Here is a 14,523-nt window from a genome sequence, read left to right on the forward strand (position 1 = left end):
GGTCTATTTGCTCTCTTCCGAGTGCTTTTCGAAAGTTGCTTTCCAGGCTTCCATGGAGGTGATCTCGGGAAGCGCCTTGCGGTACATATCGCTCAGCTTGGGCCAGTCCTTGAGGATTTCAGCATTAAGCCTCGCCCCCTCGGCCAGCAGGGCCCGCATTTTGCGAGGGTCGCGCTGGTACCAAGAGGCAGCCGTTCCGTCAGCATTGGTTACTACGGCACTGTCGTATTGGGACATACGCCACCAACGGTTGTCTATGTGGGCGACTCGTGCCTGCGGGCGCTCCTTGCTGGCCTTGGTGACCGGCTGCGTTAGCTGCCGGATGATCGTCTTGGCGGCCCAGGGAACCAGCGTCACGTAGGAAGGGGCTTTGAAACCCTGGCCATGACGCGGCGGCTTGCCCATCCCGGGACGGGGGAATGCTTCCGGATCGGCCTCGAACTGGGCCTCGGAGTATTCCTTCCGCATCGACTGAATCGCCGGAAGCCTGTCCGGGAGGATCTCATGCAGCTGTTCCGGTCCAGCAATCAGATCTTTGAGGGCCATGACCCGGCCCTGGGCAGTGAAGTACTGCATAGAGATCAGATGCTTAATATCGATGAAGCTGCCTTCGCGGACCACGCGCCCCCCGCGCGGGTACGGGCTGTGCAGCAGGGCGGTGATGAGGCGGTTGCGGCTGTGGAAATACGCCTGCCAGTCGACGGCGTCATCTTTGTCCGCCCAGGTGATGTGCCACACTGCGGCACCCGGCATGGAGACGGTGTTGTAGCCAGCAGCCTTGGCACGCAGCCCGTACTCGGCGTCGTCCCATTTGATGAACACCGGCAGGGAAAGCCCGATGTTGCGGATGACTTCGGTGGGGATCATGCACATCCACCAGCCGTTATAGTCAACGTCCACGCGCCGGTGCATCCATGATGTCGTTCGGAGGTTGGTCCGGGCGAAGTCATGGCCCAGGATCTGTTCCTTGAACGGGTGGTCCGGCTGGAAACGGAAAAGATTCACAGTTTCGCCGAAGGTATGCAGGACTGACCGGTTGGACAGATCGAACATGTGAGCGCCAACGATGGTGGGTGTTTTACAACGATCGGCAAAGGTAAGCATGCGGGAGATGCTCTCCGGCTCCATCACAATGTCGTCGTCCAGCAGGAGGGCGTAGTCACTCCCGTTTTCCACCGCTTCATACATACCGCGGGCAAAGCCGCCGGAGCCACCCAGATTGCCCTGATGGATCATCCGTAACTTGCCACCCAAAGCAGCCTCAGCCTCTGCGAATCCTTCGGCATCGACCAGCTTCTTCGAGCCCTGGTCGACAATCAGCACTTCGGCGACGTTGTCCAACGCTTCGGGGTTTTCCGCCAGGATTCTCAGGTTATTGAGGCAGAACTCGTTCTTGTTGAGCGTGGTGATTTCAAGCGTGATTGAGCCGGGCTTCCTAGCCTCGCCGGGGGCAAGCCAAGCGGCTTCCACCAGGGCCATCGGCTGCGCCCCTGCCACCAGATCGAACCAGTACCAGCCGCCGTCACCGAAAGGCTTTAGGGTCAGGTCGAAGTCAGATACTGTATCGCCGTCGACGCGCCGGGTTTCGACGTGCTGGAGAGAGCCGCGGGCGTTGGACTTGTAGACGCTGATGGCGCCGGCGCCCTTGGTTTCAACATGGAGCCGGACGCTCTCAACGTCAGTCCAACGGCGCCAGTAGCTTGCCGGGAACGCGTTAAAGTAGGTGCCGAAAGACAAACGCTGTCCCGGTCGGGCAATGGTGGAGGTACGCGACAGGAAGTCCTCGACGTGCACTTCGGCTGCGGCGGCGGCAGCTCCTGTGTCAGCGGCCTTCGATGCCGTCGATTTGGCCATTGAACCATCCATGGTGTTGACCTGCGCGCCCATGGCGGAGCCGCTGTCGACATACAGCAGGGCAGTGTCCATCTGGCTCTGGTCGGGGAAGATGACCCGCTGCAGTGTCTGCCACTGTTCCTGTCCGGCCGAACTCTTCTGCTCTTCTTCTGTCTTCAGTTGGCTCACGCGTCAACTCCTCCGCTTTCAAGCTTTGCCCCACCGGTGAAGTGGGGCTTGATCTTATTGTCGTACATCGACAAGGCCGAGCCGATCGCCATATGCATGTCAAGATACTTATACGTGCCAAGCCGACCACCAAAGAGAACCTCTTTTTCCCCCTTGGCGAGGTCGCGGTAAGCAAGCAGCTTTGCGCGGTCCTCACCCGTGTTGACGGGGTAGTAAGGCTCATCGCCCTTTTCTGCGAAGCGGGAGAACTCGCGCATGATCACCGTGGCGTCCTTGGTGTAGGCACGCTCCGGGTGGAAGTGACGGAACTCATGGATTCGGGTGTACGGAACATCCTCGTCCGGGTAATTCATGACCGATGTTCCCTGGAAGTCTTCGATGGGGAGGACCTCCTGTTCCAGATCGATGGTGCGCCAGGACAGGTCACCTTCGGCGTAGTCAAAGTAGCGGTCCACGGCGCCGGTGTAGATGACGGGCACCTGCCCGCGGGTGGCGTTCCGGGAGAACTCGTGGCCGTCGTCGAAGAAGTCTGTCTTCAGGTGGACCTGAATGTTGGGATGGTCGGCCATCCGCTCGATCCATGCGGTGTAGCCATCGACCGGCAGCCCCTCGTACTTATCGTTGAAGTACCGGTTGTCATAGTTGTAGCGCACCGGGAGGCGGGAGATGATCTCCGCGGGCAGGTCCTTGGGATCTGTTTGCCACTGCTTCCCGGTGTAGTACTTGATAAACGCTTCGTAGAGGGGGCGGCCAATAAGCTGGATACCCTTGTCGTTCAAGTTCGAGGGGTTGGTACCCGCCAGTTCACCGGCCTGCTCCTGGATGAGCGCTTTTGCTTCCGCCGGTCCCATGGACGACCGGAAGAACTGGTTGATCGTGCCGAGGTTGATCGGCATCGAGTACACCTCGCCCTTGTGGCTGGTGTAGACCTTGTGCACGTAGTTCGTGAAGTCGGTGAAGCGGTTGACGTAGTCCCACACACGCTCGTTGGAGGTGTGGAACAGGTGCGCTCCGTAACGGTGGACCTCGATGCCGGTCTGGGCTTCCTTTTCACTGTAGGCGTTTCCACCAATGTGGTGGCGGCGATCAAGCACTGCGACCTTCAGGCCCAGTTCCTTGGCAGCACGCTCGGCTACGGTGAGGCCAAAAAAGCCCGCTCCGACGACGACGAGGTCAACGTTCACAATCCACTCCTGTTTGGTTTAAAACTGCCTCTATGGGCTGTACCCGACGATCTAGGCTATCCGAGTTTCCTGCGGCTGGCATTTCCGTGCGGCTCTACCACCGGACAACGGACATGCGCAGCAGGACACTTCACCATCCGGACACAGCATGGAACCGCGCGCTGAACTCGTCACTCATACTGCCCGCGTAAGTTGCGGTCAGATGATTAGTGTCCATATACACGTTTACGTTTCCGATCACTGGCGGGCATACCCCGGCAGGACAGATCAGATCACTCATGTCCACAAATCCAACGCCGTCAGGCACGCCCCCGGGCCAGTTGAATGGAGCTTCTGAAGCCAGTTTCAGGGACCGGTCCGTAGCGCAGGCCGAAGCACCTTCCGACTGCGAACAGGCGTACATGTTGAACGGATAACGTGGATTGTCTCGGACGCCCACCACAACGATGCCGTGACGAGTTAGCTCCCTAGCGGCGGCTGGCAACCCGTCGACGATGCGTTCTTCAGTGCTGTCCTTGGACGCGGCGGACGCAACGGTGATCACGGCATCCACGTCATGTTCCAAGGCGTAGGCCATTGCGGCTGCGTTGAAGTCGTTGCACCCTTGGCTGCGCCCTTCACTCTCGATACCGAAAGAGCAAGCACCCATCAGAAGGGACACCACTTTGTAGTTGCTCTCCCCCGCCATAGGTTCAACCGCCCCTAGCCACTGCTGGGCATGGGAATCACCGATCACCAAGATGGTCCTTGCAGGATTGTCCGGGGCTGTCACGCGGCAATGGCCGTCAAGGACAGCGGAGCCAGGCTCATCCTCGCCACTGCATGCACTTTCCAGCTCCCCCCAGTCCGCGCTGATCTGTGTCGGACCAGGGATAAGCGAGAGCAGGAATGCAGAGATCAGCAGGAAGACATCGACGCCGCCGGAAACCCGGCCAAACCAGATGTGGTACGTGACGACCATGAGGACCGCGAGTGCCCGTAGGCCCTGTACTTCGGGACGGTAAGCCGGCTTGTCAGTCGTTTGGGGGGAAAGGCCAGCGGATGCTTTGGGGGCTTCCGTTTGAAGCTGTGACACAAAGACCTCTTATCGGGACAGGTAATCCAGCCGTTGACTCCCCCCGGAATCCGCGGCCTTGGCGCGTGCCCGGCACCCCCGCGCCGGCTACTTCGTCTCAATACTAGGCAGAATGGTTCCGGAGACTGAAAACGCCGGATCGCGCCGGGACAGGGCCGTCTGCGTTAAAAAGGGCGGAATAACTGCCGGTGGGCGCGCTGCTGCCGCACGGTGGATTCGACTTCGCTGGACCAAAAACACATCCGCGTGTGGTTCCCTCCACAGTCTCGCGGAGCCCGGAGACAGGTTCGCAGGGTCCAGAAACGGGTTAGAGAACCTTCGGGTCTCCCCCGGAAAGCCTGCTCGTGTGTTCGAGCACCGGCTTGGTAAACAGGAGCACCAGCACGGCCGCAGCCGGCAGCAACAGAAGCAGCCCGGCCAATAGGACGCCGCCCTGGAGGGTGGGCACGGCGATGACGACGGCGAACAGCTGGAAAACGAGTGTTCCGGCACGGGTCCACCGGAATCCGCGATAGAAGAAATGAGCCAGGGCCAGCAGCCAGGCTCCCGCCGCCGCGAGCAGGACGGTGGTGAAGACCGCACCGCCCATCGAAACCGGTGCGGCCGTGAAAAGGTTGTAAATAAACCAGCCCGCAACGCTCAGCAATGCGGCTGCCTCCAGCACGAGTACAACGGATATAACAATGACTGCCGGCGGAACGGCGGCAGACTTGCCAGCCTTCCGGTGCGGCTCTTGGGGTCTTGACACACTGGCACCATACCGGACATAGTCGAAGTGCGCCCACGTCCCGGGGCGCAAACACCGGGGCGCTGTGACGCATCCCTCATGATTTGCGCAAAGTAAGAGCTAATTAACCCTTGTCTGGGTTTCCGTATCGTGGAATCCTAGTAGCTGGGGAAAATCAGGGGCCGGAGCTGGCCCCTTTCGTTTGGAGTTGCTCGTGAATGTTTTCACAAACACGTGGGAGTCAACTATTTAGAGGAGATTGTGATTAGCATGGATTGGCGGAGCCGCGCAGCGTGTCTGGACAAGGATCCGGAGCTGTTCTTCCCTGTGGGCAACACCGGCCCTGCTCTTCTTCAGATTGAGGAAGCGAAAAGTGTATGCCGCCGATGCCCGGTCATGGATACCTGCCTTCAGTGGGCTATCGAAACCGGTCAGGACGCCGGCGTCTGGGGCGGTATGAGCGAAGACGAGCGCCGCGCGCTGAAGCGCCGTGCCGCACGCGCACGACGCGCCTCCTAACACGGGTCTAAGACTTCAGAAGGGCCGCTGCCACGGGCAGCGGCCCTTCCTTTTAATCCCAGCACCGCGCTAAGCGCAGCCCCTCGGTAGACGGGCTGCCGGACGTAGCGTCTGCAGCGCACCCCGCCTAGGCCCGGCGCGACTCCGCATCCAGACCCATTTCGATCCGTACCTGCGTGCCGCCGCCCTCGCGGGCGGACCATTCGATGGTGCCGTCGAGCTCACTCTGGACCAGGGTCCGGACAATCTGCAGCCCGAGCCCTTCCCGGCGCGGTTCCGGCGGCAGCCCGGCGCCGTCGTCGGACACGGTGACGGTCAGGATCTCCTCGGTGTCGGGTCCCATCTGCCGTGAAGCGCTCAGCCGCACGGTGCCCTTGCGGTCCGAAAGCCCGTGTTCGACGGCGTTGGTCACCAACTCATTGATCACCAGTGCCAGCGGCGTGGCGAAGTCGCTGGGCAGCTCTCCGAAGGATCCCTCCTTCTCGGTCCGCACCTGCTGCGTCGGCGAGGCCACCTCGGCCGCCAGCCTGAACTGCCGGTCGATCAGCTCGTCGAAGTTCACATTCTGAGTCAGCCCCTGCGAGAGCGTTTCATGCACCAGGGCAATGGTCGCCACCCGGCGCATCGCCTGCGCCAGGCCCTGCTTGCCTTCTTCGCTTTCCATCCGCCGCGACTGCATCCGCAGCAGGGCCGCCACCGTCTGCAGATTGTTCTTCACACGGTGGTGGATTTCCCGGATCGTGGCGTCCTTGGAGACCAGTTCCATCTCCCGGCGGCGCAGCTCGGAAACGTCGCGGCACAGGACCAGCGCCCCGAATCGTTCCTTCTCGTCCCGCAGTGGAATTGCCCGCAGCGACAGGCTCACGCCGCGGGATTCTATCTCGGTCCGCCACGGCATCCGCCCGGTCACCACCAGGGGCAGTGTCTCGTCCACCATGCGCCGGTCCTTGAGCAGCGCGGTGGTGATCTCCGCCAGCGAGCGGCCTTCCAGGGTTTCCATGTCCCCCAGGCGGCGGAACGCCGAGACGCCGTTGGGCGAGGCGTACTGCACGACGCCGTCGGCATCCATCCTGATCAGCCCGTCGCCCACGCGCGGGGCACCGCGGCGGGAGCCGGTGGGCGTGGCGAAGTCGGGCCAGAGCCCCAGCGTTCCCATGCGCAGCAGGTCGTAGGCGCACTGGCGGTACGTCAGTTCCAGCCGCGAGGGCATGCGGGAGGATGACAGGTCCATGTGGCTGGTCACCACGGCAAGCGTCCTGCCGTTGCGGACGAAGGGAATCGCTTCCACCCGCATGGCCGTCTCTGTCGTCCAGTTCGTTTCGCTGGACCGCTCAATGACCTGGCTCTCCCAGGCCTTGTCCGCCAGCGGCTGCAGATCCGCACGCATCCGCTCCCCGACGAAGTCACTGTGGAAGACAGTGTGCGACGTCGAGGGGCGGGCGTGTGCCAGCGCCACATAGCTGCCGTCTGGCAGCGGGAACCAGAGGGCCAGGTCGGCGAAGGCCAGGTCGGCGACCAGTTGCCAGTCGCCGACCAGCAGGTGCAGCCATTCCGCGTCCCCCGGCCCGAAGTCGGCATGGTCCTTGATCGGATCGGTAAAAATGGCCACAGTCTCTTCTTCTTGTCGGTGTTCTTCGTGCCGCGCTAGCGGCGGACGATGGAGCGCAGCAGCCGCAGGGCAACCGAGAGGGATGCCATGTCGTCACGCTCGAGCTTGTTGACGTCCTCGAACATCGCCCGCGCGCGTTCGAGATTGTCGGCATTCTGCTCTTCCCAGAGGTTTACCCGCTTGTCCGGGGCCTCCCCCGCTTGATCGGCGGTAGCCGTCATGGCCGCCACGGTCATGTCCGCCACGGTGGAGTACAGGTCGTCGCGAAGCGCCGCCCGGGCCAGTGCCTGCCAGCGGTCACCGCGCGGAAGCCGGGTGATCCGCTCCAGCAGATCATCCACACCGAACCGCTCATACAGGGCGAAGTAGATCCCGGCGACGTTTCCGGCCGGCTCGTCCACCCGCTTCGCGGCCAGCAGGACGATGTCCAGCAACCCGAAGCTCTCGAACAGTTCAGCCCAGTACGTCCCCAGATCTTCCGGCAGCTGCCAGTCGCGGGAGCGTTCCAACGCCGTCTGGAACCGTTCCAGGTCCTTGCCCTGCAGGTAGTCCAGCAGGTTGGCGCGCAGCGGCACCAGCATCGGCTTGAACGCTTCGATATCCTCGTCGATGGAGCTGCCGCGGCCCACATGATTGACGAACCAGCGCACGGCCCGGTCCAGCAGCCGGCGCATGTCCAGGTGGATGGTGGTCCAGTTATCCGTGGGGAAGCTGGCCGGCAGGTTGTTCAGCGCCGTGACGACGCCGTCGATCCCGTAGATCTCCCGCAGCGCAGTGAAGGCGCGGGCGACCATCGACTCGGTGGCCGAGGTTTCCTCGATGACGCGGAAGGCGAAGGTGATGCCGCCGATGTTGATGATGTCGTTAGCCACCATGGTGGCGATGATTTCGCGGCGCAGCGGATGGGTATCCAGCTGGTCCTCGAACCGCTCCACGAGCTGCTTCGGGAAGTACCGGCGCAGGGTGCCGCTGAAGTAGGGATCATCGGCGAGGTCGGAGTTGGTCAGCGCCTTGGTCAGTTCAATCTTGGCGTAGGCCGCCAGCACGGACAGCTCCGGTGAGGTCAGTCCCTCCCCCGCAGCCACCCGGGCCCGCAGTTCTTCATTGGTGGGCAGCGCCTCCAGCTCGCGGTTCAGGTCCGCATGCTTCTCCAGCCAGTCCATCAGCCGTTCGAAACTCGGGCTCCACTCGACCACGTGCCGGCGGTCGTTAAGGAGCAGCATGTTCTGGTCCTTGTTGTCCTGCAGCACCAGGCGGCCGACTTCATCGGTCATGGAATGCAGGAACTCCGAGCGTTCGGCCGGGTCCAGGCGTCCGGCAGCGACCATCCGGTCGACGAAGATCTTGATGTTGACCTCGTGGTCGGAGCAGTCGACGCCGGCCGAGTTGTCGATCGCGTCCGTGTTGAGGATGACTCCGGCCCGGGCGGCTTCGATGCGTCCGCGCTGGGTCATGCCCAGGTTTCCGCCTTCGCCGATGACCTTGACCCGCAGGTCGCAACCGTCCACGCGGATCGGGTCGTTGGCCTTGTCCCCCACCTCGGTGTTGGTCTCCGTGGAGGCCTTCACATAGGTGCCGATTCCGCCGTTGTAGAGCAGGTCGGCCGGAGCCTTGAGGATGGCCCGCAGCAGGTCCGGCGGGCTCATCTTCGTCACTGACTTGTCCAGGCCCAGGACCTCGCGGACCTCCGGGCTCAGCGGAATGCTCTTGGACTGGCGCGGGAACACCCCGCCGCCGGCGCTGATCAGCGAGGCGTCATAGTCGGCCCAGGAGGACCGGGGCAGCTCGAAGAGCCGGCGCCGTTCCGCGTGGGACGCGGCCGGATCCGGGTTCGGGTCCAGGAAGATGTGCCGGTGGTCAAAGGCCGCCACCAGCTTGGTGTGCTTGGACAGGAGCATGCCGTTGCCGAACACGTCCCCGCTCATGTCTCCGACGCCGACGGCGGTGAAGGACTCGTTCTGGGTGTCCACGCCCAGCTCGCTGAAGTGGCGCTTGACCGATTCCCAGGCGCCGCGTGCGGTGATGCCCATGGCCTTGTGGTCATAGCCCACGGAACCGCCCGAGGCGAACGCGTCTCCGAGCCAGAAGCCGTATTCGGCGGACAGCTCGTTGGCGATGTCGGAGAACGAGGCAGTGCCCTTGTCGGCTGCGACCACCAGGTAGCTGTCGTCGCCGTCGTGGCGTACCACGCGCTGAGGCGGAACAACCTGCTCCTCGCCGTCGGACAGGACCAGGTTGTCGGTGATGTCCAGCAGGGCGCGGATGAAGGTCCGGTAGCTTTCCTTGCCCTCTTCCATCCACGCTCCACGGTCGGCCGCCGGGTCTGGCAGCTGCTTGGCGTAGAAGCCGCCCTTGGCGCCGGTGGGCACGATGACCGCGTTCTTCACGGTCTGCGCCTTCACCAGGCCCAGGACCTCGGTGCGGAAGTCTTCCCGGCGGTCGGACCAGCGCAGCCCGCCGCGGGCGACCTCGCCGAAGCGCAGGTGGACGCCTTCCACGCGCGGGGAGTAGACCCAGATCTCGTACTTGGGCCGCGGGAACGGAGCGCCGTCAATGGCAGCGGTGTTCAGCTTGAAACTGACATACGGCTTGTCCTGGTAAAAGTTGGTGCGCAGCGTGGCATTGATGAGGTTTGCCACGGTGCGCAGCACCCGGTCCGCATCCAGTGTGGGCACCTGCTCCAGGCCGGCGTCCAGCGCCTCGCGTGCCGCTGCAACGGCGGTGGTGCGTTCGTCGTCGGACAGGTCCGGATTGAAGCGTGCCTCGAACAGTCCCACCAGGGCGCAGGCCACGGCCGGATTGCGGCGCAGCGTGCCGGCCACGAAGCCGTAGGAGTTGGTATTGCCCAGCTGGCGCATGTACTTGGCATAGCTGCGCAGGATGACCACCTGGCGCCAGGACAGACCGAGCTCCAGGATGAGGCGGTCAAAGTAGTCCGACTCGCTGGCGCCGGACATACCGGCGCGGAAAGCCTCGGCCAGGAGCGAGCCGGTCTTTTCCGGATCCATGCCCGCCGGGTACTTGAGCCCCAGGTCGTAGAGGTGGAAGGTGGTTCCGTCTGAACGGTTCACCTCGTAGGGCCGCTCATCCAGGACCTCCAGGCCCAGGTTGTGCAGGATCGGCAGGAGCTGCGTCAGGGACCGCGGCTGGAGCAGATAGAGCTTCAGGCGGGCGTCCTCGCCGCCGCTGCGGCGGGAGGATTCCGGCGTATAGACAAAGAGCTCCGGAGCCGTGTCGGGGTTCGCAGCGCGGTCCTCGAAGCGCGCAATATCCTCCAGCGCACCTTCAACCTCGTAGTCCACCCGGTAGTTGGCCGGGAATGCCTCGGCCCACAGCGCGGAGAGCTTCGCGGCCTCGTCACGGTCAAAGCGGGAGCCCAGGGCTTCGGTGATGCCTTCGCTCCAGGAACGGGCGGCCTGTACCAGGCGCTGTTCGAGCGCGACGGTGTCAACCTCAGTGATCTCTGCGCCGCGGGGCAGCCGGATCCGGAAGAACAGCCGGGCCAGTGCCGATTCGGTCAGCCGTGCTTCAAAGTCGACTGACACGGCGTTAAACGTTGACCGCAGCTCGTCCTGGATACGCAGGCGCACCGAGGTGTTGTACCGGTCGCGGGGGAAGTAGACCAGGGCGGACACGAAGCGGCCGTAGACATCTGCGCGCAGGAACAGCCGCGTGCGGCGTCGTTCCTGCAGCCGCAGGATGCCCTGGGCGGTTTCGAGCAGGGCGTCGACGTCGACCTGGAAGAGTTCGTCGCGCGGATAGGTCTCCAGGATGGAGAGCAGGTCCTTGCCCGAGTGGGAGTCTGCCGGGAAGCCGGAGCGGCGCATGACTTCGCGGACCTTGTCGCGGACGATCGGGATGTTGCGCACCGAGCCGGTGTAGGCGCCGGTGGAGAACAGTCCGATGAACCGGCGCTCGCCGTTGACGTTGCCCTGGGCATCGAAGCGCTTGATGCCGATGTAGTCAAGGTAGGCAGCCCGGTGCACGGTGGAACGGGAGTTCGCCTTCGTGATGACGAGGGCACGCTTTTCCCGGGCCTTGGCCCGCCCGGCGCTGGTGAGGTGCTGGACCCGGCGTGCCGGGGAGGTGCGGCTGAGCAGGCCCAGGCCCTTTTCGGCGCTGACCCGGAGCATGTCTTCGCCGTCTTCGGTGATGAGGTCGTACTCGCGGTAGCCCAGGAAGGTGAAGTTTCCGTTGTCCAGCCAGGACAGCAGCTCACGGGCCTGCTTCAGGTCGGGGATTTCCCCCGAGCCGGAGGCTTCCTCCAGGGAACGGGACACCTCATGGACCTTGGCGCGCATGGCGGCCCAGTCGGTGACGGCCAGGCGCACGTCCTCGAGGACCTTGCGCAGACCGGCAATCAGGTCATTGCGGGCGGTCTCATCGCTCAGGCGTGCCACTTCGACGGCGATCCAGGATTCGATCCGGGTGGTTTCGTCCTGGCCGCCCAGCAGGCTGGAGAGGTTGGGCAGTGCTGCGGTGTCGCCGCTGGAGACCCCTGCCACGGCGGGAACCCGGCGTACCGACTGCAGTGCGCCGTCCTGCCGGCCACGGCTCACCAGGAACGTCGGATGCACCACCAGCCGGATCCCGGCGTTGCGCCGGACGATTTCCGCCGTCACCGAATCCACCAGGAACGGCATATCGTCGGTGACGATGAGGATGACGCTTGCGTCGCCCTGGTCAAAAATGTCCACCGAGGCGGTGCCTTCGGGGCGGTGGGAGGCCAGATCGCGGTGCCGCTGGGCCCTTTCGCGCAGGGTTGACGGAGGATATCCCTCCGCATCCTCTGCTGCCATGTGCTCGTAGTAATTCCCTGTGAATTCGTCCAGGGAATCGTCGGTACCTGGGAGATCCGGAATACGGGATCCAGACGACATGTAATACGCCTCCGTTGTTGCCTGCTTTTGCGGTCCGCGTCATTGCAGACGGCTTTACACGAGCCTATCCCGCAGGAATGAAAAGGTCACTTTGCACCGGTTACAGCCCACCGGCTGCGACGTCGCGACGCGACGCTGACATCGGCGAGCGCGGCGATTGCATGGCGAAGCGGCGACGCCGGCGCCGTTTCCAGCAACGCATTACCGGCCAGCAGCGCGGCGTCGACCGTGGCTGGCTCAGCGGGCAGGAACGCGGTGATTGGAGTCCCGGCCGGGCCGAAGCGGTCCCAGGCATCACGGAGCTGGCGTTCCGGCGAGCGCCCGACGGCGGAGGCCCGGACTTTGTTCAGCACCACCTTGGGCGCGGCTCCCGGCACCGCCGCGGCGAGTTCGGCCAGGGCCCGGACCAGGCGGGGCACTCCCACCGAGTCCGCCGCTCCGACGGCGTAGACGGTGTCGGCCAGCTCGAGTGCGCGCAGCGTTGCCCCGTTGCGGCGCGGCGCCATCGTATCGAAGCTGAGCTCTTCGTCTGCCTCCAGGCTGAATCCGCAATCGATGACCGTCAGGTCCGCGAGGTGCCGTGCCTGCTCCAGCACCACGCCCAATGCCGTGGGACGCAGTTCAATCCACCGGTCCGAGCGCGTGATACCGGTCAGTACCAGCAGCCGCCGGCCCTTCAGCGACACGCCCAGGGCACTGCGGAGCAGTGAGGCCTGATCCAGCAGGCCCTGGTCGGCCAGCCGGCAGGCGTGCGCCACCCCCGCAGATTCATCGAGCAGGCCAAGGCTGGCCGCCACTGATGAACCGTAGGTATCGGCATCAATGAGCAGCACGGTCTTGCCCGCTGCCGCAGCCTCGGCGGCCAGGTTGACCGCCACTGTTGTCCGGCCCGGAGCCCCGGCCGGCCCCCAGACCGCGCTGACTGTGCCATTGGCCCGGACGCCGTCGCCCTCCCCCGGGGCATCCTCCTGTGCGGTGCCGTCTCCTGTGGCGTCCATCCCGAGCCGGGGATCCCCGGCGGCGGCTCCCCGCTGGGCCGTTCCGGTTCGGAGGGCACGGGCAGGGTCTGCCAGCAGCGTGGGAGTGTCCTGGCCCTGCAACTGATGGACAGCCTCGGTGATCAGGCCGGAGAGGACGTCAGCCGTTGAGCCCCTGGGTGCGTGGGCAACCTTCAGGGCGTCCAGCCGCGCTTTGGCCGCTTCCTGGTCGGCGAGGACAAGCAGGGCAACACCCGAGGCGGCGAGCCGGTCTACGAGCGCAGCGGTCACGTCTCCGGCGTCGTCGGCCAGAATCGCTGCCCGGGCGATGCCGCTCTGACAGGCGGCGATCAGCTCGGACAGCTCAGCACAGCGGCGGACCACGGTCACCGGCCCGTGCAGGCGTTCCAGGTCCTGGACGATCGTTCCGACACCGCTGCCCAGTGTCACCACCGGAATGCTCATGAGCCTGCGGCCGGATTAAGGACCACTGCTATCCGGGCGCCGTTGGACTGGGCGCTGAGCAGCCCGGGAAGATCGTCATCTTCCACCAGGACGAGGATCTGGGTGGACCGGTTGGCGCCGAGTACCGATTCGTCGATGCTCAGCTCGGAGATCTCCGCTGCCGCCAGGATCTTCCGGGGCTCTTCGAAGCCGTTGCTCTTATCCGGCATGGCCGCCCAGACATCAACCCGGGAACCGGCCCGCGTGCCGCTGGGGAGCGGGTCATCAACGCGCAGGCCAACTGGCTTCCGGTCCAGTGCGTCTGCCCTGCCCAGATCGCTGTGGGCGAGCAGTTCTCCCTCCCTCAGCGCCGAAGTGGCAACCGCGTTGGCTGGAATGCCCTCTGCTGCGCTCAGGTATGAACCCGTGACGTCACCAAGCCGCACGGGTACGACAATAAAGTCCTCGGCGGTGACGGGACTGCCCAACGGAACAGCGTCGTCGACGGCGAAGACGTCGATCCGCTGGTCGGCGGAGCCCACGAGGGCAACGACTCCGGCGGTGGATGCGAGGACCAGCATGATGCCCAGGATCAGGCGCGGATCTTTCCAGGACGGTTTTTTCAGGCGCGGCGCGTCAGGCTGCTGGGCGGTTGTGAGACTCATTCTTCCCCCTGGTGGCACAACTGATCCGGAGCACAGGCGCCGGGCACGGCAAATCCCTGACATTCTTATCCAGAAAAACGTGAAAGCACACGGTGATTCCATGGAAACTTCAAACTGTGGATAACTTCGCCGCAGAGCGGTCTTCGATGGCAGACTGGACCCGACGTTGCGGCAACCAGTTGGAGGCATCATGGGTGAGAAAAGGTTCCTGACGCTGGCGGATGTCGGCGAGGTCCTGAATATTTCGTCCTCGCAGACGTATGCCCTGGTGCGGTCCGGTGAGCTGCCTGCCATCCAAATCGGAGGCCGTGGCCAGTGGCGGGTGGAATCCCGTGTCCTGGAGGAGTTCATCACCCAGGCTTACCGGCGCTCTGCCTCACAGCGCGCCGACCTGAACGAAAGGGCAGCCGCCGAGCAGTGA

General features: G+C 64.1%; 10 protein-coding genes and 1 pseudogene. 2 read left to right on the forward strand and 9 right to left on the reverse strand.

Annotation, left to right across the window (positions count from 1 at the left end; all coding sequences use genetic code 11):
* Positions 1 to 3: 3 nt before the first annotated feature.
* From KKR91_RS12405 to KKR91_RS12420, 5 genes and pseudogenes are all read right to left on the reverse strand, one after another.
* Entirely contained in the window at positions 4 to 1,926 is a 1,923-nt protein-coding gene (locus KKR91_RS12405) for a glycosyltransferase (protein WP_210231244.1), read from the reverse strand.
* A gap of 92 nt (positions 1,927 to 2,018) precedes the next feature.
* Positions 2,019 to 3,206: a UDP-galactopyranose mutase gene (gene glf, locus KKR91_RS12410; protein ID WP_210231243.1), complete on the reverse strand. Its 1,188-nt coding sequence runs from the start codon at positions 3,204 to 3,206 to the stop codon at positions 2,019 to 2,021.
* Positions 3,207 to 3,336: 130 nt separating this feature from the next.
* A complete protein-coding gene (locus KKR91_RS12415; RefSeq protein ID WP_420481435.1) occupies positions 3,337 to 4,107 on the reverse strand; it encodes an SGNH hydrolase domain-containing protein in 771 nt (256 codons plus the stop codon).
* Positions 4,081 to 4,281: pseudogene (locus KKR91_RS17220) on the reverse strand (hypothetical protein); the annotation flags it as partial. The pseudogene KKR91_RS17220 and the gene KKR91_RS12415, both read right to left, overlap by 27 nt.
* A gap of 307 nt (positions 4,282 to 4,588) precedes the next feature.
* Positions 4,589 to 5,029: a hypothetical protein gene (locus KKR91_RS12420; protein WP_237687369.1), complete on the reverse strand. Its 441-nt coding sequence runs from the start codon at positions 5,027 to 5,029 to the stop codon at positions 4,589 to 4,591.
* Positions 5,030 to 5,278: 249 nt separating this feature from the next.
* Between KKR91_RS12420 and KKR91_RS12425 the strand changes: the two genes are divergently transcribed.
* Positions 5,279 to 5,527: a WhiB family transcriptional regulator gene (locus KKR91_RS12425; RefSeq protein ID WP_104052537.1), complete on the forward strand. Its 249-nt coding sequence runs from the start codon at positions 5,279 to 5,281 to the stop codon at positions 5,525 to 5,527.
* A gap of 127 nt (positions 5,528 to 5,654) precedes the next feature.
* Here the strand turns inward: KKR91_RS12425 and KKR91_RS12430 are convergent, their stop codons facing one another.
* The 4 genes from KKR91_RS12430 to KKR91_RS12445 all read right to left on the reverse strand — a co-directional run bounded on the left by KKR91_RS12430 (position 5,655) and on the right by KKR91_RS12445 (position 14,102).
* Complete coding sequence (locus KKR91_RS12430; protein WP_210231241.1) at positions 5,655 to 7,136, reverse strand: sensor histidine kinase; 1,482 nt, start codon at positions 7,134 to 7,136, stop codon at positions 5,655 to 5,657.
* A 35-nt stretch (positions 7,137 to 7,171) separates the two neighbouring features.
* Positions 7,172 to 12,016: an NAD-glutamate dehydrogenase gene (locus KKR91_RS12435; RefSeq protein WP_210231240.1), complete on the reverse strand. Its 4,845-nt coding sequence runs from the start codon at positions 12,014 to 12,016 to the stop codon at positions 7,172 to 7,174.
* An 86-nt stretch (positions 12,017 to 12,102) separates the two neighbouring features.
* Positions 12,103 to 13,458 carry a CpaE/TadZ family protein gene (locus KKR91_RS12440; protein WP_210231239.1) on the reverse strand — a complete coding sequence of 452 codons (1,356 nt, stop codon included), beginning with the start codon at positions 13,456 to 13,458 and terminating at the stop codon, positions 12,103 to 12,105.
* On the reverse strand, positions 13,455 to 14,102 hold the full coding sequence (locus KKR91_RS12445; RefSeq protein WP_210231238.1) for a CpaB family protein: 648 nt from the start codon (positions 14,100 to 14,102) through the stop codon (positions 13,455 to 13,457). The genes KKR91_RS12440 and KKR91_RS12445 overlap by 4 nt, the downstream gene beginning before the upstream one ends.
* 190 nt (positions 14,103 to 14,292) lie before the next feature.
* Between KKR91_RS12445 and KKR91_RS12450 the strand changes: the two genes are divergently transcribed.
* Positions 14,293 to 14,523, forward strand: a complete 231-nt coding sequence (locus KKR91_RS12450; RefSeq protein WP_210231237.1) for a helix-turn-helix domain-containing protein — start codon at positions 14,293 to 14,295, stop codon at positions 14,521 to 14,523.

The organism is Arthrobacter jiangjiafuii (genome assembly GCF_018622995.1).
In the GTDB taxonomy this organism is placed as follows: Bacteria; Actinomycetota; Actinomycetes; order Actinomycetales; family Micrococcaceae; genus Arthrobacter_B; species Arthrobacter_B jiangjiafuii.

Coding starts and splice junctions, on each gene's coding strand:
- KKR91_RS12425 (WP_104052537.1), top strand. CDS start 5,279: ATGGATTGGCGGAGCCGCGCAGCGTGTCTGGACAAGGATCCGGAGCTG.
- KKR91_RS12450 (WP_210231237.1), top strand. CDS start 14,293: ATGGGTGAGAAAAGGTTCCTGACGCTGGCGGATGTCGGCGAGGTCCTG.
- KKR91_RS12405 (WP_210231244.1), bottom strand. CDS start 1,926: ATGGACACTGCCCTGCTGTATGTCGACAGCGGCTCCGCCATGGGCGCG.
- KKR91_RS12435 (WP_210231240.1), bottom strand. CDS start 12,016: ATGTCGTCTGGATCCCGTATTCCGGATCTCCCAGGTACCGACGATTCC.
- KKR91_RS12440 (WP_210231239.1), bottom strand. CDS start 13,458: ATGAGCATTCCGGTGGTGACACTGGGCAGCGGTGTCGGAACGATCGTC.
- KKR91_RS12445 (WP_210231238.1), bottom strand. CDS start 14,102: ATGAGTCTCACAACCGCCCAGCAGCCTGACGCGCCGCGCCTGAAAAAA.